The organism is Gimesia sp., assembly GCF_040219335.1.
GTDB lineage: Bacteria > Planctomycetota > Planctomycetia > Planctomycetales > Planctomycetaceae > Gimesia.
On record NZ_JAVJSQ010000010.1, the window covers coordinates 287,165 to 304,963 of the forward strand.

Here is a 17,799-nt window from a genome sequence, read left to right on the forward strand (position 1 = left end):
GTTAATAAATTTCATTGATTTACGTCCAATTGAACGACGAAATCGCAGATCAGTCCCATTCCGGCTGGGAAAAGTTTGGATCCTCGGATCCTTTTTGATACGATATATAAGCAAGTGTTTAAGTGATGCTCTGCTGCTGCCCGACCACCGTGAATGGGGACCCTGCAGCAGAGACTTTGAGCCAGACACCTGAATTTCCCACCAACACAGCCAGCCGAGGTAATCACAATGAATCGTCCTGCGACACCGCTTCAGGCGCTCCAGTCTCGACGTTCTTTTCTCCAGGCCGGATTCCTGACACTCGGCGGATTGAGTCTGGCTGACCTGTTGCGCCTCCGCGCCGCCAGTGCAGCACCCCATAAGTCGACCCCCGATACCTCTGTGATTCTCATCTGGCTGCAGGGCGGACCCAGTCATATGGAAACATATGACCTCAAGCCCAACGCCCCGGTGGAATACCGGGGGGAGTTCAATCCGATTCACACCAATGTGCCCGGTATGGATATCTGCGAGCATCTTCCCCTGCACGCGAAAGTCGCGGATCGCTTTACGGTCATCCGATCGATCTCCCACGGTTTTGCCAACCACGCCGGCGGAGCAGGGCGGTTCCTCTCCGGCCGCGATCCGCTGCGGCCCCTTGACCCCATCTCGCAGTTTCCAACCATCGGCCCCATTGTCTCCCGCATGCGCGAACACGTGAATAACGGTCTGCCCAACTACATCGGGAATCAACCCCGCGTCTATGGTGGCGGCAGCGCCTATCTGGGTGAGTCGGCCCTCCCCTTCGTCGTGGGCGCCGATCCGAACCTGGACAACTTTCAGGTCCCCAACATCACCATGGACGATAAGCTCAAAGAGCGTCTCGATGATCGCATGACGTTGCTGACCTCCTTCGACCAGATGCGCCGCGACATCGATCAGAACGGTTCGCTCGCTTCGATCGACAAGTTCAACAGCAAAGCCTTGAACATGCTCACCAGCGACAAGGCCCGCAACGCGTTTGACATGTCGCAGGAGAGCGACGCCACCCGCGAAAAATACGGACGTCACAAATGGGGACAGCGCGCCCTGCTGGCCCGCCGCCTGGTTGAAGCGGGCTGCAGCTTCGTCACCATGCAGATGCAGAACCCCGGCGTCCAGGGTTGCGCCGGCAACTGGGATATTCACGCTGTTAACGGTCACCTCTACGACGACCTCCGCGGTCGCCTCCCCATTTTCGACCGTGCCGTCTCCGCGCTGGTGGAAGATATCTACGATCGCGGGCTGGATGAAAAAGTGATGGTCATCGTGTCTGGCGAGTTCGGTCGCACCCCCCGCATCAATCCTCAGAAGGGAACCCGTTCCAAAATCATGCAGCCCGGTCGCGATCACTGGCCCGGCGCGATGTCGGTCCTCGTTTCCGGCGGTGGGATGAAGATGGGACAGGTGATCGGTTCGACTACCGCCAACGGTGCCTACGCCAAAGACAACAAGCTTGATCCCAACGATCTGCTCGCAACCGTCTACCGCTTCCTGGGCATCGATCACCACCACGCCTTCCTCGATCACAGTGGTCGTCCCATGCCCATCCTCCCCAAAGGATCCCCCATCCCCGAACTCAGTTGATCGAATCGTTTCCGAAAACCGATCAGCGCCATCTGTAGGGGCGGTGCCTGTGTGCCCGCCCGCCTGGTGACTCACTTTCTGAGTGAACTCCTGCGATAGGAACCGGAAGAACATCCTCCGGGTGGTCGCGGATGTAATCCGTGATTGCCGCAGGCAACAGGAGGTGACAGGGTTGATGTAGTCTGAAGAGAAACACATCCTCATTCTTCTATAGGAAACCATCGAAAAAACAGGCGTAGATCCCATGCCGGGTACTACAGCAATCCACACCTGCAAATCTCCCCACTGAACGTCCTCCACTCCCACCTGAACGAACTCCCCTTGATCGCCTCCCGCCAAAGCGTATCTTGTTCCCATCTGGCTCGCGCGCGAGGACGTTGAACCGGGTAAGGTTTCTGGAAAAACAGTGAGCCAGCCACACCTGCTTTTCAGCTGATCTCCACTGGAACAAGCCGAACCTGTTCGCGATGCTCCCTGCAATCTGTGCATGACACACCAGGACAAAACCCGGCCAGACCAGGACAAAATCCGGGACAGACTGGGACAAAATCTGGGCACACCAGGACAAAATTCTGTCCTGCCCCCTCTGTCCCCTTTCCAAAAATGAATGCGTATCATGACAATCTTCCGAGTAAATATATTAAACAACAGATACCACCTGGCGACCCGCCACCCGCTTCAACGTCCAAGGGAAATCACATCACGCCCCCCAACTCTGAGCGGCCAGGTGCCAGCCGCCGGTAAATCGATCCACCATCAACCCAGCTACCGGTGGCTGGCGCTATTCCGCTCACTATAAAAACAGGGTGAGCCCGAATAAAATTCGGGCCGAGCGCAGCGAGCAGGAAACTGTTAGTGTTGCGCCCCCGGGGAGTCAGCACTTCCGATTGTGAGCCATCGCCAGCCCAAAACACAAACGGTCCATTCTAAGAAAACGAAACGACCACCCCTAGCTGAATATCGCGAACCGGTAAACAGAACTCAGCGGGTACAGGCCGCATGGTTGATAATGTTCCGCGTTACCGCTGACGAACTCCTCCCTGCTCAAATAAAAACAGGGTGGTCGCGGATGCAATCCGTGATTGCCGCAGGCAACAGGAGGTCGCAGAACCCCATTGTCTATTTTGTGACCGATGTACTAAGATACTCGTCAGGTTCCTGGTCTTACTCACTCTCGTTTGGAAAGCAGTGTCGATGGTAGAAAAAACAGTAGTCGCTCGAGAGTTTCTGTTGAAAGATCCTCAGGGAGATACTCGCGGTCGACTGGGGTTTTATGGCTCCGATGATTCCCCACGTATACGGCTCATCGACAGTGTTTATCACGAAAGAGTCAGTATTGGAATCGCTAATGACCATCCGGGGGTAGGGTTATTGAATTCTAATGCCAGCACTTCATTGATCATCGGTTGTATCTTTCCAGAAACTTCCGGGGTGATGATCAACGATGAACGGGGATTGCTGGGAACGACGCTGGAGGTTCGGCCAGGTTATCCCGGTAAGATCAATATCTATGATCCCGAAGTGGAAGAAAGAGGGATTGAGATTTTGTGTAATGTCTGCTGGACGAGTTCTCAAAGTCAGCAATAAGCGAGTCAGGCGGTAATCAACTTCTCGATGACCCTTCTCGAACAGGGAATACATAGATGACCGAAGAAATCAAAGAAGTAATTCAGGCCGAAGAATTTCAACTGGTCGATGCGCAAGGAAACGTACGGGCGCGCTTGGGTTTTGTGGAGGGGGAGCCTTACCTGCAGTTTATTGACAGCCAGGGTTGTGAGCGGATCAAGATCGGCATCTCTGCAGACGAGCCAGGTATTCGAATTCTGAATTCCGATGCCAGCACGCAGGCCGCTATCGGGGCGATTGACACGGGCCAGACAGGCATCATGCTGTGTGATGAAACCGGCACCCTGGGAATGACAATGCTGATTGATCAGAACCGCGAGAGCCATATTAAAATCTATGACCAGGAAGGCGAAACATTCTGGGCTGCCCCCTGAATGATTCCAGCTATCAGCGCAACAGTTCAATCCAGATCTATGAAACCAAACTATGCGAACGTCGGACGGTGTCTGCCCGCCCGCCTGGCGACATACCACCAGTTTCATCGCCCAAGGGTAATCACATCACGCCCACCAACCGTGAGCGGCAAAGCGCTAGCTGCCGGTAAATCGATCCACCATCAACCCAGCTACCGGTGGCTAGCGCCATTCCGCTCATTAAAAAAACAGGGTGAGCCCGAATAAAATTCGGGCCGAGCGCAGCGAGCAGGAAACTGTCAGTGTTGCGTCCCCGGGATGTCAGCGCTTCGGTTTGCGAGTCATCGCCAGCCCAAAACACAAACGGTCAATTCTAAGCAAACGAAACGCCCCCCCCCTAGCTGAATATCGCGAACCGGTAAACAGAACTCAGCGGGTACCGGCGGCAGGCAGGGAAGCAATGAACTCGTCGAATACGCGGCGGTACTCTTCGGTCTGCGGATCGTTGTGACCTCCGCCCGGCAGGACGACGAACTGTTTCGGACCGCCGGCCGCGTCGAACAGCTTTCGTCCCAGTTTGATAGGGATCAGTTGATCGTTGTCGCCATGACTTTGCAGCAACGGTCCCTCATAGTTCCCAATCTTCCCGGCTGAGTTCAACCGCTGCGTCATGTTCAGACTGGGCAGGATCCAGGGGAAATGATGGGCTGCAGCATCAGGAAGCGAAGAGAACGTGCTGGCGAGCACAAGTCCCCGCGCACCATCTTTCGCCGCCAGGTCCACAGCGACCGCGCCTCCTAGCGAACGTCCCATAACGACGATATCCGTCTCCTTAACGCCGGCGCGTGAGGCCAGCCAGGCACGAGCCGCCCGCGCGTCCTGCAGGATCCCGCGTTCGTTTGGCTTGCCCTCACTCTTGCCGTATCCCCGGTAATCAAAGGTCATCACAGCGAGTCCATGACGTTCATTCAGGATTTTCAGCGATTCGCCCCGGCTGACAATGTTCCCCGCATTGCCGTGACAAAACAGCGCCACCGCCCGCGGTTCCGGATGATCCAGGTACCAGCCATGCAGACTGGTGCCATCTTCCGCTTCGAACCACGCCTCCTCAAAGGGGAGATTCTCGGGCAGCGCGGCCGATTCAGGAAAGGGACTCGGATAATAAACCAGCGCACGTTCGACCGGAACCAGCGGCGAAAGCGGCCCCAGCGAGGCACAACCAGCCGGCAGCAACAACAGCCCCCACACAAGTTGGCAACAGAGTCGCATGATGATCTCCGAGAGAAAGAAGCGACGGAGCGTACGCGATCTACATCCAATCAGTCAATGTTGATCTCTCGGAGGGGGCTCGAATCGTCTATGCCCCTGTCAGACCACAAGTTAGGGCAACAATAACCAGCCCACCAACCCTGAGCGCCATTCCGCTCACTAAAAAAACAGGGTGGTCGCGGATGCAATCCGTGATTGCCGCAGGCAACAGGAGGTCGCAGAATCGATGTTGCCTGGTGAGAAACCACCCCTCACTCTACTGTATATATCTATCGAATAACAATCATCGATCCCAGACCGGGTGCCAGCTGACGGCTTGTCCGACAGTGCTGCTTCGAACAGGGGCAATCATCGGTGCCGCTACCCTCAATCGCAGGCTCTCCCCGCAACCTCCTGCTCGCTGCGCTCGGCCCGAATTACATTCGGGCCCACCCGCCGGTTTGTCGTGTGGACAAACTGCTCAATCCTTCCCACCCGGTTTCCGTGGAAACTGTTTCTCCAGCAACTGCATCGCTTTTTCAAACTCCCCCTGATCCGACGGGTGATCGATAATGTTCATGTTCTCTTCCGGATCGCTGTCGTGATCATACAGTTCCCGCGCGATCACTTTTCCCGATTTGAAATCACGCCATTCCGTGTAACGATAGCGGGGCGTACGCACCGAAACACCCATGTTCTCAGGTTGCTTTTTGTAATACGCGGGCCGTGGATGCTGCGTGTAAGCAGCCGGCTTCACGGTCTTTGTGGGATCTTCCAGTACCGGCACCAGGCTCTTGCCTTCCAGCTTCTCGGGAGCAGGCAGGTGACAGAGCTCGACCAGCGTGGGATACATATCGAGCAGTTCCACCAGTGCATCGGAAGACTCGCCCGCCGTCTTCATGTGCGGCACCGAAATCAAAAGCGGCACACGCGCATCGTTTTCGAAGTTCGACGTCTTACACCACAGTCCATGTTCTCCCAGGTGAAAACCATGATCGGACCAGAAAACGATAATCGTATTATCGCTCAACCCCGAACGATCCAGTTCATCCAGCATCTTACCCACCTGCGCGTCGAGAAAACTGATCCCTGCCAGGTAACCGGATCGGATCTCGATGATCTGCTCTCGCGTCAGTTCCCCTTTCGCGGCTCGCATCAGTTCGCGGCTGTCGTGCAAAGCGATCTGGGGAACGTTTTGAGGAGGCTTTGAATTACTGGCCGGCTTCACGGGACTCTCTTTGTAGAGGTCCCAGTATTTCTTGGGAGGATTGAAAGGCAGATGCGGTTTCCAGAAGCCGACCGCCAGAAAGAACGGCTGCTGTTTCTGTTCGAAGCCTTTCAGTGCTTTCACCGCGAGGTCACCAATCCGTCCGTCGAAGTACGCCGAGTCGGGGACGTCCCGTCGCTCGGTCCGCGGTGCGGTTGCGAGATTCATCGGCAGTTCACGGTTATTATTGAGTTGCGGCTGATCGTCATCGTGACGCGCGTAATGCAAAACGGCAGGCACACTCCAGGAGGCGGGATCGCCTTCGATTTTCTGGCGCCAGTTGTGATACACCTTACCGATGTTCTGCGTGAAATAGCCGTTCTGTTTAAACAGCTGAGGCAGGGCGACGATATTCGGATCAGCTTCGCGAAAGTGTTTCGGCAGATTCCAGATCTCCAGGCTGTCCGGTCGGCGGCCCGTCATCAGTGAGGCCCGCGACGGATTGCATAACGCCTGTTGGCAGTACGCCTGTTTGAACAAAACGCCCCGCGACGCCAGCCTGTCGAGGTTCGGCGTCTTCACCAGCGGATGACCATAGCAGGCCAGGTCGCACCGCAGGTCGTCGGCGGCGATGAACAGCACGTTCGGTTTATCAGCGGCGAACAGCGAGGGGGAGACAACAGGGCAGAGGAGCAGCAACAGCGCGAGCACCAGCAGTCGAGGGCGTCTGCCTGAAATAGGCATGGAACAACTTTCTATAAGAGATGCAGGGAGAAAAGGTTACGCGTCCTTTATTCTGCAGACTCATCAGGGGGGATGCAACACTGGATCGCCGTGCCCGGGAGTTCGTCTGGATTTCTGAAAAAAGTGGTTGACATTTGAATTTAACTGTATTACTGTGTTGATACAGTTTTCAGGAGTGAAACAATGCAGATTCAACTCTCAGAAGCGGACGGCACCCCGTATTACCAGCAGGTCGTAAACCAGATCAAGTTTCTGGTGGCCTCGGGGCGTTTGCAGCCGCACGATCAACTCCCTTCGGTGCGCGGGCTCGCACAACAGTTGACGATCACTCCCAATACCGTGGCCCGCGCCTATCGTGAGCTGGAAGCCGAAGGAGTTGTGATCTCCCGACGCGGTTCCGGTGTTTACATTTCCAGTGGCGTTTCTCCCCTCTCGAGTAAAGAAAAACGCCGCATTCTCAACGAACGCATGGATGCCCTGCTGACCGAATCGCGTCAGCTGGGCGTGGATGAAGAGACCCTGCTGAAGCTGCTGCGGGAGCGCAGCCGTAAGTTTGATGCACACCCCCAAGAGGTCGAACCATGAGCACGCACGTCATTGAAATCGAAAATCTGAGCCGTCGCTTCGGCAAGAAGCAGGCCCTGGCCAACGTCTGTCTCTCCGTACCCGAAGGGGCCGTCTTCGGTCTCGTGGGCGAGAACGGCGCCGGCAAAACCACGCTGTTGAAACACATTCTCGGCTTCCTCAAACCGCAGTCCGGCACCGTACGGGTCTTCGGTCTCGATCCGGTCGCCGATCCGCCGGGCGTGTTGAGTCGCATCGGACATCTTTCCGAAACTCGCGACCTACCCCCCTGGATGACGATTCGCGAACTGTTTGAATTCACGCGGGCCTTCTATCCCAAGTGGGATCCGGTCTACGCCGAAGAGCTGCGGATGATGTTCGAACTCACGATGACACAGAAAGTTTCCACGCTTTCCCGTGGTCAGCTGGCCCGCGCCGGGCTTCTGCTGGCGCTCGCTCATCGTCCTCCGCTGCTGGTGCTGGACGAACCATCGTCGGGCCTCGACCCTCTGGTCCGCAAAGACATCCTCGACGCCATCATCCGCACGGTCGTCGATGAAGGCCGCACCGTACTGTTTTCTTCGCACCTGCTGGACGAGGTGCAGCGCGTTTCGGATCAGGTCGCCATTCTCGACCAGGGCCAGCTGCTGCTCACCAGCCCGCTGGACGAAGTTCTGGTCTCGCATTTTCGACTGACGGTCAGCTTCGCCGAGCCGCAACCTTTCTTTCCGCAACTGACGGGCGCCTTGACCTGGACCGGATCCGGCAAGGAATGGGACATCATCTGCAACGGCCAGCGACAGGAACTGGAAGCCGCCTTAAAAGACCTGGACGCCGAAATCCTGGCCCAGACGGCCCCCACCCTGGAAGAAATCTTCGTAGCCCGCATGAAATCAGCTGCCCGGAGTTCGTTTAAGGACTGAGTACCATGGGAACTGCCCTGTATGTAACGACGAAACAGTTCTGTAAACGGGCCTGGCTTGGGATGCTGCTCGCTGTGAGCACACTGGTATTGTTGCCGCTTGTATTTCGTGGCCTGATGTCGCTGCAGAAGCTGGACGCATATGGAGTCTCGGTCCAGCCCTTTGATTATTACTTTGCTTTTCTGGGAATGTCGTGGATCTTCTTTTTCGCGATTTGCATGTATGCCTTACGTGATTGTGAAAAAACGCTTTTCCGACTTCCTGTTTCCTCGCCCCGGATTTTCAGTGGCTTAGTTCTGCTCACAGCAGGGGCCGTCATGCTGCTTGATCTGGTGACGAATGGGATTTACCGAATCCTGTTTTTCGATCAGCGCTGGATTGTCAATGACTGGCCGGTATTGGGGCCATTATTGTTTTTAACGACTCTGCTGATAACAGGTCATGCACTGTATTGGAGCAGATTCAGTCTCAGTTTTACTTTTCTGTCTGTCTGGGGGAGCCTGGTTGCAGGATTGTTCTATTGGTTTTTTTCGCGATATTTTCCGAACGGTTTTCATGAGGCCAGTGTTCCCTGGCGTCATGTTTCATTGGCGGATGGATTGATCATGCTGGGGGCAAGCAGTGCCGCCTGGTACCAGGGAGCTCATGGATTTGGAAAGGTTCGCTCAGGAACAGCAATGCACAGCCGACATTGGCAACAGGCTGTTGCCAGGTGGAATCATCTCCTGACAGGAAAACGTGTTACTCCTGTTTCGAGTCGGTCAGCCTTGGCACATTTACACTGGTCTGATTCCTGCCGTCGCCCTGTAGTAATTTCCGGGCTGTATCTGGGCGTGCTGGGAGTGCTGTTGAGCTTCGTTCTCTTTTTGTGGAGGGCTGACTCGTGGAATCCTTTAGTTGCTTACCTGAATAGTATCGGCTGTGTAACCAGCGTGTTGTTTTTACTTGCCGCTATGCTCGTGGGATTTCAAATCGGTGATGGAATCAATAACTCGGGGCGAACAGAACTGAAGAACTACCTGGGTGGAGTTCCCTTAAGTGACCATGCTTTTTCCAGCCTGTTGATGAGAAATCTGATGAAGGCGGTCGGTATGACATATGATCTGCTGCTGCTGAGTTGTCTTCTGAGCCATGTCACAATGCTCTTATATTTCGGGGCAAATGGTACTGTGATGACAATGCAGAACTGGGAAATCTATATCTCTGTACTGTCAACCCAATCCGTTCCCTTTCTGTTTTTCTCATCAGCTGTTTTCTGGGGAATCAGCACGACTCTGGTCTCAATTCTCTGGACAGGCCGTACCTGGTTTTATTTTGCATTGATTGTGATGTTCGGAGGACTCTGTGTCTCGTTCATGCTGTTCAGTTCGTTCATGAGTACCGAATCGATCACGGGCCTGCTGCTAGGCTATCTGTTGATTCTTTCGGCCTGCATTCTGGGAGGAACATTGACGGCTTTCGTCGTTGCCTTGAAAAAAGAACTGATCACCAGGTTTACGGTTCTGGGAGCTGTTCTTTTCTGTCTGCTTTCCGGCTGGTTTGCCTGGTCTTTGTCAGCCGATGATTACAAATCGCTGTTCTTCAGTATTTATAATTCCAACTTCTTCTTTCAGGAAACAGGAGAGAACGGCCTGCGATTCTTTGCGTTTGTACTGCTCACGACCCTCGTCACCCCCTTCGCGACGATCCCCCTGGCGGTCTCGTGGAACCGGCATCGTTAATTGTTCAAGGTACTCGAATGTCATCCGCCTTTGTCATGACAACTCGACTCATCTGGAAGCGTGCCTGGCCGCTGGCACTGTTTTGCGTGGCCTTGTTCGTGCTGGGGCCCTACGTGATTTTAAAAATACAGGAATTGATGGCGGCCCCGGGGGGCTGTGGTAACGCCGGCGTCTTCGAATTTGGCTTCCTCTTCGGCTATTATATGTTCCAGTCCAGCCTCGCTTTTCTGGGTGTTTCTGTTGGCGTGACAACAGGCTTCCAGAAGTATTTTCTCAGGCTGCCGATCCCCTCTCGTACCATCGCCAGCGGAATGATGTTCACCGTGGTGACGCTCTTTCTCTCAATGCAACTGGCGACGAATGGGTTTTACCGCCTGCTCTTCTTCGACCAGAACTGGCTGTCCGATTACTGGCCACTCACGGGAACCCTGTTATTTCTCGTGACGCTCACACTGGTTGGGTATGCTGTTTTCTGGTTGCTGCAGGCACCCAGTCTGACACGACTAGGTGCCTCTGTCAGCTTCATCGCCGGGATGCTGGTCTGGTTCGTTTCCCGGTTTTATCCCCATGGATTCAGCGGAGAGGTCGTTCCCTGGGTTCGGGTGACACCGGGAGAAGGGGCGACCATGCTTGGCGTCTCGCTGGGCGCCTGGTACCTGGGAACCGTTGCCTTCGCACAGATCCGTTCCGGTACGGCACTTCCCAGTCCCGCCTGGGAACTTTTGAAGCAAGGGTGGAAAACACTGGCGGTGGGGGCGCGCTCTGAGAGAGAAACTGATCCCCAGACGCAAACCGCGATCGCCACACTGAAGGAGACGCACTGGCGGGACTCCTGTCGTAGTAGTGTGCTCATCGGATTCGTTCTGGCGGGAGTGGCATTCTGTTGCAATCTGGCTGCGTTTTTCATCTGGGCGAAACCCGGTGCAAATCTGGGGCCTCTTTACATCTTGCCTGTGTTCTTTCTGACCTACCTGTTCCTGCAGTTTGCTGGTGTCGTTTTGGGGGGCAAGCAGGCATTCTCACTTTCACCCAAAGCGAAACAGCAGATGAAGGACTATTGGGGGACCGTCCCTCTCACAGATCGGGAACTTGCAGCAGCATTGATGCAGAACATTCTCAAGTCCGGGATGCTGATGCTGCTGGCGATTGTTGTAATCGGCCTTGGAGCGAGTTATCTCCTCTATGCCCTCATACACGGGCTGGGCGTGATCAGTTCAGACTGGCAGTGGCTGGTCGAATATCAACTGGTTAAAAATGTGATCGGTTTAGTAGTCATTGCAATATTGTCTTACTGGTCCATCATGCTGAATTTCATTTCAGTCTGCTGGGTCCCTCGCCGAGGCGTTGGCTGGTGGGTTGTACTCTCGCTTCCTGTGCTGCTGTTTATTTCCGTTTCCGTGAGTGAACTGCTGCCCGTCTTACGCACGCCAGTGATTCTGCTGGATGCCTGCCTGATCCTGGGGGGAACAGTTCTCGCTTTTCTGCACGCGTATCGCTCTGCTCTGATCGGCGGGAAGACGATCTGGCGGGCGACCCTGTTTTCTCTACTACTCTGTGTCGCCTGCTGGTATTTCTCGAAATCAGACCTGCTTTTAATGTCTGGCTTAATGATCTTCACCGTACTCCCCTTCGCGACGATCCCCCTGGCGATCTCGTGGAATCGACATCGGTGATGGTGGCTGTCCTGTATCGTGCTTGTGTTTTTCGTAACTTGAAATTTGAGGTGTGGTGATGACAACCGCCTTGTATGTAACGACGAAACAGTTTTGTAAACGGGCCTGGTTTGGGGCGCTGCTCGCTGTCGGTACCCTGATCCTGGGACCTTTGGCATTCGTGCTGCTCACGCGGATGCAGGGACTGAACCTGGAATACATGGAGCACGATCTCACCGGCTACCACTTCGCGTACCTCGGGCTCTCCTGGGTCGGCTTCCTCGGAGTCTGCCTGCATGCACAGTCGGGCTGCCAGAAGCTCTGTCTCACGCTCCCCGTCAGTTCGAAAGCCATCGCCAGCTGGATGATGTTCACGATGGTCGGACTGGTCGTGCTGTTACAACTGCTGACCAGCGGGGCCTATCGCATGCTGTTTTTTGACGAACACTGGCTGGCCGACTACTGGCCACTGCTCGGCCCCTTACTGTTTATCGTCTCGTTGATCCTGGTCGGACATTGCCTGTTCTGGATGATGCACGCCCCCAGCTTTACCCGCCTGGGAGTGGGAGCCGCGGTGATTGTGGGCATGTTTTACTGGTTCATCAGCCGCTACTATCCGGCAGGCTTCCACGCAAAACTGATTCCCTGGAGCCGGGTCTCGCTGGGCGAATTCGTCACGCTGCAAATCGTCTGCATTACAGCCTGGTATCAGGGCACGCGGTCCTTCGCCTTGTACCGCGCGGGAATCGCCGTTCCCAGCCCTGCGTGGGAACGCATGCTGCTCTGGTGGAACGCACTGTTGACCGGGGCCATCCTCGATCAGCCGCTGGTCCCCCTCTCACGCAGCGATACACTCGCGAAACTCCACTGGCGGGATTCCTGTCATCGGGCCGTCATCTTCACCGGACTTCTGTTCGGCTGCATGGAACTGGGGGTCACGCTGGCCATCGGTGCGCAGCATCGTATGGATCCCTCAGATATCCTTGACGCCGCCCAGGGCTGCCTGATGATCACACTGATGACCAGTCTGATCTCGTCCATCCTCGTCGCCTTCATGCTGGGGGATGGTATCTGCAATCCGGGACGCGCGGAGATGCGACGCTACCTGGCGATCGCGCCTTTAAAAGATACCGAACTGATCCGGCGGCTGTTTCGCAATCTGATCAAAACCTGTCTCTGCACGCTGGCGATGATCTTCGGTGCGCTGCTGCTCAGCCTGACGATCAACTCGCTGCTCTGGGGACCAGCCCTGGCGAAAGAGCTCGGCCGACTGCTTATTAACGAACAAGAGTATCTGGCGCAGATCCTGCTGGCGTTTTCCGGGTTCTGGCTGCTCGCCGGGAATGCAGTCTCTGTGCTCTGGACGGGACGCACCTGGTTCATCAACACCACCGTCGGCGTCGTATTCGGCGGACTCATCTTTTATATCGTCACGATTAATCTGCTCGAAACCATCTTCCGCGATTTCATGCTGTCGCGGTTCATCGTCGTCGCCATGTTAATGCTCGTGTATGCGTTGATCATGGGAGGCACCCTGATCGCCTACACCGGTGCCCTGTATCAGGGATTGATTTCAAAACGCAAAACCCTCTGCTGCGGCCTGCTGTTCGCGCTGGGTGTCACGACGATCGTGGTGGGAATTCTGCAGACTGCTTCCTTGTATCAGGGCCGGCCGCAGTGGTTTTTCTTTTTCCTGTACTCGGCTGTGCTGGCACTGCTGCTGGCACCGTTTGCCACAATCCCACTGGCCATTCGCTGGAACCGCCACCGCTAAACACTTGAAAGTGAGCCTGCTTTGATGAACGCCGCATTGGTTACGACAACACGACTCTTCCTGAAACGGGCCTGGGCCGGTGCGCTGCTCGCGGTTTCGGTGCTGGTGCTCTGTCCGTTAATGTATCGGCTGGTATTCCCGGAGCCGGGCCGCATGTTTGCGCAGGAAGATCTGTTCGGCGTCAACATCATGTACCTGATTCTTTCGTCGATCCTCTTTCTGGCCGTCGGTTATAACGCCATCCAGGGCACCCATAAAATCTGTATGGGGCTGCCCGTGCGTTCCACGCCGATCGCCACCTGGATGATGCTGGCCACCGTCAGCCTCGTCGTCGTGCTGCAACTGGTCACCAATGGCGCCTATCGACTGCTGTTTTTCGATGCGCACTGGCTCTCCGAATACTGGCCCCTGTTAGGACCGCTGCTGTTCATGGTGACGGTAATCCTGGTCAGCCATGCGATTTACTGGGGCCTGTATGCCGTCAGTCTCACCCGCATTGTCTGCTGGACCTGCCTGGTCATCGGGATGTGCTGGTGGTTTGTGGCCCGCTACTACCCGGAAGGGTTTCAGGCACGCGCTATTTCCTGGAAACACGTCACGCTCTCCGAATTTCTGACTCTCCTGGTCGTCAGTGTGGGCGCCTGGTATTTCGGTACCAGGGAGTTTGCGCGGGTTCGCGCAGGACTCGCCACTCACAGCCCGCACTGGCGCCGTTTACAAAACTGGTATGAATCGATCGTAACAGGCGCCGCAACCAGCGGCCGGTCCGAGACCCTTTCCGTCAGTACCTCACTCTCGCGACTGCACTGGCGCGATGGCTGTCAGCGGACAGTGCTTAACTGTGGCATGGTGGCGGGAGTCGCGGTCTGGGTGGTCAACCTGATCACCATGACCGGCTTCGGTTCGACCCTGCATCAATGGGCCGATGGATTCCTGGTAATCGTCGCCGTCTTCGGCGTGCTGGCGGCCATCCTCTCCGCCTTCCAGATTGGCGAAAGTGTCTGCGTACCGGGACGGAAAGAAATGAAAGCCTTCCTGGCGACTGCACCTCTGTCAGATCGCGAGTTCAGTCACACCCTGTTCCGCAACCTCGTCAGGTCCGTGGTGACGATATTTCTATTGACCGAAGCAGGACTGCTGATGACCATCGTCACCCTCTTACTCGTGAAAGGGCCGGCACTGCTCGACTGGAATCTGGTCCGCGTGGGAGGCACCCTGCTGATCTACGGATGCATCTACCTCTTCGCCTTCTGGATCATCGCCGCGAATGTCATCTCCCTGTTCTGGACGGGGAGCACCCGGTTTATCTTTGGTGTCATCGGATCAATCCTGGCAGGCTTTGCCCTCATCGTCGGTGTCGGAAGTTATCTGAGCGACGCCTATTCTCGCCAGCTGGTGATCTTAACATTTTCGGTATTTGAATGTTTTCTGCTTGGAGTCTTCCTCTGTGTTACATTGTTAATCTGGGGAGGAACAGCATTCGCCTATCTTGTCGCCTTCCAGAAACGGCTGATTCGGGGCTCGACCGTAGTCGCCGCCCTGATCCTCTGGGTGACAGGGGTGGCAATCTACTTTGGAGTAATTGAGAGCCCTATCCTGAATCAGCATCATTATGAGCAGTTCTTCTTCCAGCTCTTGCTGGTCGCCCTCTGTACGCTTTCGCTGACGCCCATCGCCACTGTTCCGCTGGCCCTCCGCTGGAATAGGCACCGGTAAGCTCAGGGACAATAAGCAATTACGGCTGATGCCTTCGGTCGTAAATCCTGTGAAAATCTCACTTTCAATTCAATTCAGCGTCGATAGTGACTTGCAGTCCTGTGCGCAGCGACTAAAAATATGGAATTGAGGTAACTTTTCTGTTCCGGGACCACCATTTTCATAGCGTTCCCGTCGTGAATTGTGTGCACACATTCACTGCAACAACAGTTATCCGCCCGATACAGCTTTTTTAAGTCGTCCACGTAGTGAGGTGAGATAATGGCGCTGGAAAAACAACGTAAATTCGTGCGAACCCTGATCGCAGGCGGAGCGACCGCTCTGCTGATCCACGTCGGTACCGTCGCTGCGCAGGCAGAGGACTTCGTCATCGAAGTTCCCGCCGGTCTGCCCCCGGTTCCCTTCCCTGCAGACAACCCGCCGACCCCGGAAAAAATCGCGCTCGGCAAGCAGCTCTATTTCGACAAACGTCTTTCGCGGGACAACACCATCTCCTGTGCCAGCTGTCACGACCCCGGTAAGGGTTACAGCAACGCCGATCAGTTTGCGACCGGCTTCAAAGGCCAGAAGGGGGGCCGCAATTCCCCCACGGTGATCAACGCCGCCTACAACAACTTCCACTTCTGGGACGGACGGGCCGGCTCCCTGGAAGAACAGGCCCTCGGACCGATCGCCAACCCGATCGAAATGAACCTGACACTCCCGGAAGCTGTCGAACGGATCAATAAGATCCCCGGCTACAAATCACAGTTCCAGAAGATCTTCGGCTCCGATGCGACTGAAGAAAACATCGCCAAGGCCATCGCCTCTTACGAGCGGACCATTCTCTGCGGCGATGCTCCTTACGACCGTTTCAAAGCCGGCGACAAGAAAGCCCTTTCGCCTGAAGCCCAGCGGGGCATGGCACTCTTTTTCGGTCGGGCGGCCTGCAGTTCCTGTCACTCCGGTCCCAACTTTACTGATAACGCGTTTCACAACATCGGCGTGGGTATGGATGTGGACAAACCGGATGAAGGACGCAAGACCATCAGCAACCTCGGCGGCGATACCGGCAGCTTCAAAACGCCGACGCTGCGGGACATTGCCAAGTCCGGACCCTACATGCACGACGGCAGTATGAAGACTTTGAAAGAAGTCGTGGAACACTATAATAAAGGCGGTGTTCCCAACGAATTTCTCGACGAAGAGATTTTCAAGCTGAATTTAACACCGCAGGAAGTGGATGATCTGGTGACCTTCATGAAGGAAGGCCTGACCAGTTCGAATTATCCTGATCATAAAATGCCCGAGTTACCCAAGTAAGATCGCGGCGGACATTTCGCGTTACAGGATGAGTTTTTGGAAAACTAATTGAAAATCCCCTTTTCAAAGGAAGATGAACACCATGCAGTGGAATTTACAACAAATCTTGAAACTCAGCGCGTACTGCCTGACCGCAGTCTGCCTGACACTTGGAAGTTCTCATCTGATCGCCGATGAAAAAGGTGATAAGAAAGGCGACGACAAAAAAGCCGCCGAGAAGAAAGAAGAGCCCAAGAAAGAGGCTCCTAAAAAAGAAGAGCCCAAAAAAGAAGAGAAAAAAGAAGCTCCCAAGAAGGAAGAACCCAAAAAGGAAGAACCCAAAAAGGAAGAGCCTAAGAAAGAGGAGCCCAAAAAAGAAGAACCTAAAAAGCCGGCCGTGACCGTCAAAACCCTGGTCACCAACCTGGAAAGCCCCAGCGGGATCGCCATCCAGGAAGGCACCGGACACGTCTTCGTCGCCAGCCGCTACGGTGTTTACCGTTACGACCCCAAAGGCAAAACCGTCGATCTCGAAATCGATGCTTACCCGACCGATGTTTACGGCAAAGGTCCCAAGTACAACATCGGACCCCTGGGCCTGACCTTCATGAGCAAGGACATGCTGGTCGTCGGTGACGGCAGCCGTCCCGATGGTGAAGAACTGGTTCGCATCTACAAAGTCGGCGACAAGCCACTGGCCAAGTGGGTGAAGGAAGACACCGCAGCCCAGACTCTGGGACCGATCAAAGCTGGCGACAAGTCTGCTAAAGGCGAAGGTAACTTCTACGGCGTCGCTTTCGGCGACGGAGCGATCTTCGTGACCTGTAACGGCGACGACACCAAAGGCTGGGTCGCCAAGTCTGTTGTTAAAGACGGCAAAGCCGGTCCGCTGGAACCCAGCATCGAAACCAAAACCGCAACCAACGTTGATGCTCCTGCAGCCATCACCTTCACACTCGACGGCAAAGAACTGGTCGTCGGTCAGATGGGTGAAGTCAACGTCGCCGGCGATTCGCTGCTGACCTTCTACGATCCCAAAACCGGTAAGCTGACCAAGAGCCTGAAAACCGGCCTGAGCGACATCGCCGGCCTGGCTTACAGCCCCAAAACCAAGAAACTGTACGCCACCGATTTCTCCTGGGTCGACGCTGCCAAAGGTGGTCTGTTCGAACTGAAAATCGAAGGCGACAAAGTGACTGCCGAGCAGATTGTCACTCTCGACAAGCCCGCAGCCATCGCCTTTGACAAGGAAGGCAACCTGTATCTGAGCACCTTTGGAACTCAGGGAAAAGATCCGGAAAAATCTCCCGGTTCACTTTCCGTCATCAAAGCTGGTCTCTAAAACTGACGCTCATGACACGGGTTGATCCTGCAGACAGGCAGCC

13 protein-coding genes are annotated in these 17,799 nt (G+C 55.3%); 11 read left to right on the top strand and 2 right to left on the bottom strand.

All coding sequences use genetic code 11. From position 1 onward, the window contains the following. Positions 1-228 precede the first annotated feature (228 nt). From RID21_RS10395 to RID21_RS10405, 3 genes are all read left to right on the top strand, one after another. Positions 229-1,605, top strand: coding sequence for a DUF1501 domain-containing protein (locus RID21_RS10395; protein ID WP_350188645.1), 1,377 nt, complete (start codon positions 229-231; stop codon positions 1,603-1,605). A 1,194-nt stretch (positions 1,606-2,799) separates the two neighbouring features. After that, positions 2,800-3,192 carry a hypothetical protein gene (locus tag RID21_RS10400; RefSeq protein ID WP_350188647.1) on the top strand — a complete coding sequence of 131 codons (393 nt, stop codon included), beginning with the start codon at positions 2,800-2,802 and terminating at the stop codon, positions 3,190-3,192. Positions 3,193-3,248: 56 nt separating this feature from the next. Next, the gene (locus RID21_RS10405) at positions 3,249-3,605 is read left to right on the top strand and encodes a hypothetical protein (RefSeq protein ID WP_350188649.1); all 357 of its coding nucleotides are present in this window, start codon (positions 3,249-3,251) and stop codon (positions 3,603-3,605) included. A 408-nt stretch (positions 3,606-4,013) separates the two neighbouring features. Here RID21_RS10405 and RID21_RS10410 read toward each other — a convergent pair whose 3' ends face one another. Both RID21_RS10410 and RID21_RS10415 read right to left on the bottom strand, forming a co-directional pair. Beyond that, entirely contained in the window at positions 4,014-4,853 is an 840-nt protein-coding gene (locus RID21_RS10410; protein WP_350188651.1) for an alpha/beta hydrolase, read from the bottom strand. A gap of 460 nt (positions 4,854-5,313) precedes the next feature. Beyond that, positions 5,314-6,783, bottom strand: coding sequence for a sulfatase (locus tag RID21_RS10415; protein ID WP_350188653.1), 1,470 nt, complete (start codon positions 6,781-6,783; stop codon positions 5,314-5,316). 183 nt (positions 6,784-6,966) lie between these two features. On the opposite strand from RID21_RS10415, the gene RID21_RS10420 reads away from it, so the two are divergent. From RID21_RS10420 to RID21_RS10455, 8 genes are all read left to right on the top strand, one after another. Continuing rightward, a complete protein-coding gene (locus RID21_RS10420; RefSeq protein ID WP_145045177.1) occupies positions 6,967-7,368 on the top strand; it encodes a GntR family transcriptional regulator in 402 nt (133 codons plus the stop codon). Continuing rightward, on the top strand, positions 7,365-8,270 hold the full coding sequence (locus tag RID21_RS10425) for an ABC transporter ATP-binding protein (protein ID WP_145192693.1): 906 nt from the start codon (positions 7,365-7,367) through the stop codon (positions 8,268-8,270). The genes RID21_RS10420 and RID21_RS10425 overlap by 4 nt, the downstream gene beginning before the upstream one ends. 5 nt (positions 8,271-8,275) lie before the next feature. Then, positions 8,276-9,991: a hypothetical protein gene (locus tag RID21_RS10430; protein ID WP_350188655.1), complete on the top strand. Its 1,716-nt coding sequence runs from the start codon at positions 8,276-8,278 to the stop codon at positions 9,989-9,991. A 17-nt stretch (positions 9,992-10,008) separates the two neighbouring features. Further along, entirely contained in the window at positions 10,009-11,664 is a 1,656-nt protein-coding gene (locus tag RID21_RS10435; protein WP_350188657.1) for a hypothetical protein, read from the top strand. A 58-nt stretch (positions 11,665-11,722) separates the two neighbouring features. Further along, the gene (locus RID21_RS10440; RefSeq protein WP_350188659.1) at positions 11,723-13,417 is read left to right on the top strand and encodes a hypothetical protein; all 1,695 of its coding nucleotides are present in this window, start codon (positions 11,723-11,725) and stop codon (positions 13,415-13,417) included. Between the two features lie 24 nt (positions 13,418-13,441). Next, on the top strand, positions 13,442-15,133 hold the full coding sequence (locus RID21_RS10445) for a hypothetical protein (protein WP_350188661.1): 1,692 nt from the start codon (positions 13,442-13,444) through the stop codon (positions 15,131-15,133). Between the two features lie 261 nt (positions 15,134-15,394). Further along, positions 15,395-16,435 carry a cytochrome-c peroxidase gene (locus RID21_RS10450; RefSeq protein WP_350188663.1) on the top strand — a complete coding sequence of 347 codons (1,041 nt, stop codon included), beginning with the start codon at positions 15,395-15,397 and terminating at the stop codon, positions 16,433-16,435. Positions 16,436-16,517: 82 nt separating this feature from the next. After that, the gene (locus RID21_RS10455) at positions 16,518-17,756 is read left to right on the top strand and encodes a YncE family protein (protein WP_350188665.1); all 1,239 of its coding nucleotides are present in this window, start codon (positions 16,518-16,520) and stop codon (positions 17,754-17,756) included. Positions 17,757-17,799: the final 43 nt, after the last annotated feature.

Coding starts and splice junctions, on each gene's coding strand:
- RID21_RS10455 (WP_350188665.1), top strand. CDS start 16,518: ATGCAGTGGAATTTACAACAAATCTTGAAACTCAGCGCGTACTGCCTG.
- RID21_RS10410 (WP_350188651.1), bottom strand. CDS start 4,853: ATGCGACTCTGTTGCCAACTTGTGTGGGGGCTGTTGTTGCTGCCGGCT.
- RID21_RS10400 (WP_350188647.1), top strand. CDS start 2,800: ATGGTAGAAAAAACAGTAGTCGCTCGAGAGTTTCTGTTGAAAGATCCT.
- RID21_RS10435 (WP_350188657.1), top strand. CDS start 10,009: ATGTCATCCGCCTTTGTCATGACAACTCGACTCATCTGGAAGCGTGCC.
- RID21_RS10450 (WP_350188663.1), top strand. CDS start 15,395: ATGGCGCTGGAAAAACAACGTAAATTCGTGCGAACCCTGATCGCAGGC.
- RID21_RS10420 (WP_145045177.1), top strand. CDS start 6,967: ATGCAGATTCAACTCTCAGAAGCGGACGGCACCCCGTATTACCAGCAG.
- RID21_RS10445 (WP_350188661.1), top strand. CDS start 13,442: ATGAACGCCGCATTGGTTACGACAACACGACTCTTCCTGAAACGGGCC.
- RID21_RS10405 (WP_350188649.1), top strand. CDS start 3,249: ATGACCGAAGAAATCAAAGAAGTAATTCAGGCCGAAGAATTTCAACTG.
- RID21_RS10430 (WP_350188655.1), top strand. CDS start 8,276: ATGGGAACTGCCCTGTATGTAACGACGAAACAGTTCTGTAAACGGGCC.
- RID21_RS10415 (WP_350188653.1), bottom strand. CDS start 6,783: ATGCCTATTTCAGGCAGACGCCCTCGACTGCTGGTGCTCGCGCTGTTG.
- RID21_RS10440 (WP_350188659.1), top strand. CDS start 11,723: ATGACAACCGCCTTGTATGTAACGACGAAACAGTTTTGTAAACGGGCC.
- RID21_RS10425 (WP_145192693.1), top strand. CDS start 7,365: ATGAGCACGCACGTCATTGAAATCGAAAATCTGAGCCGTCGCTTCGGC.
- RID21_RS10395 (WP_350188645.1), top strand. CDS start 229: ATGAATCGTCCTGCGACACCGCTTCAGGCGCTCCAGTCTCGACGTTCT.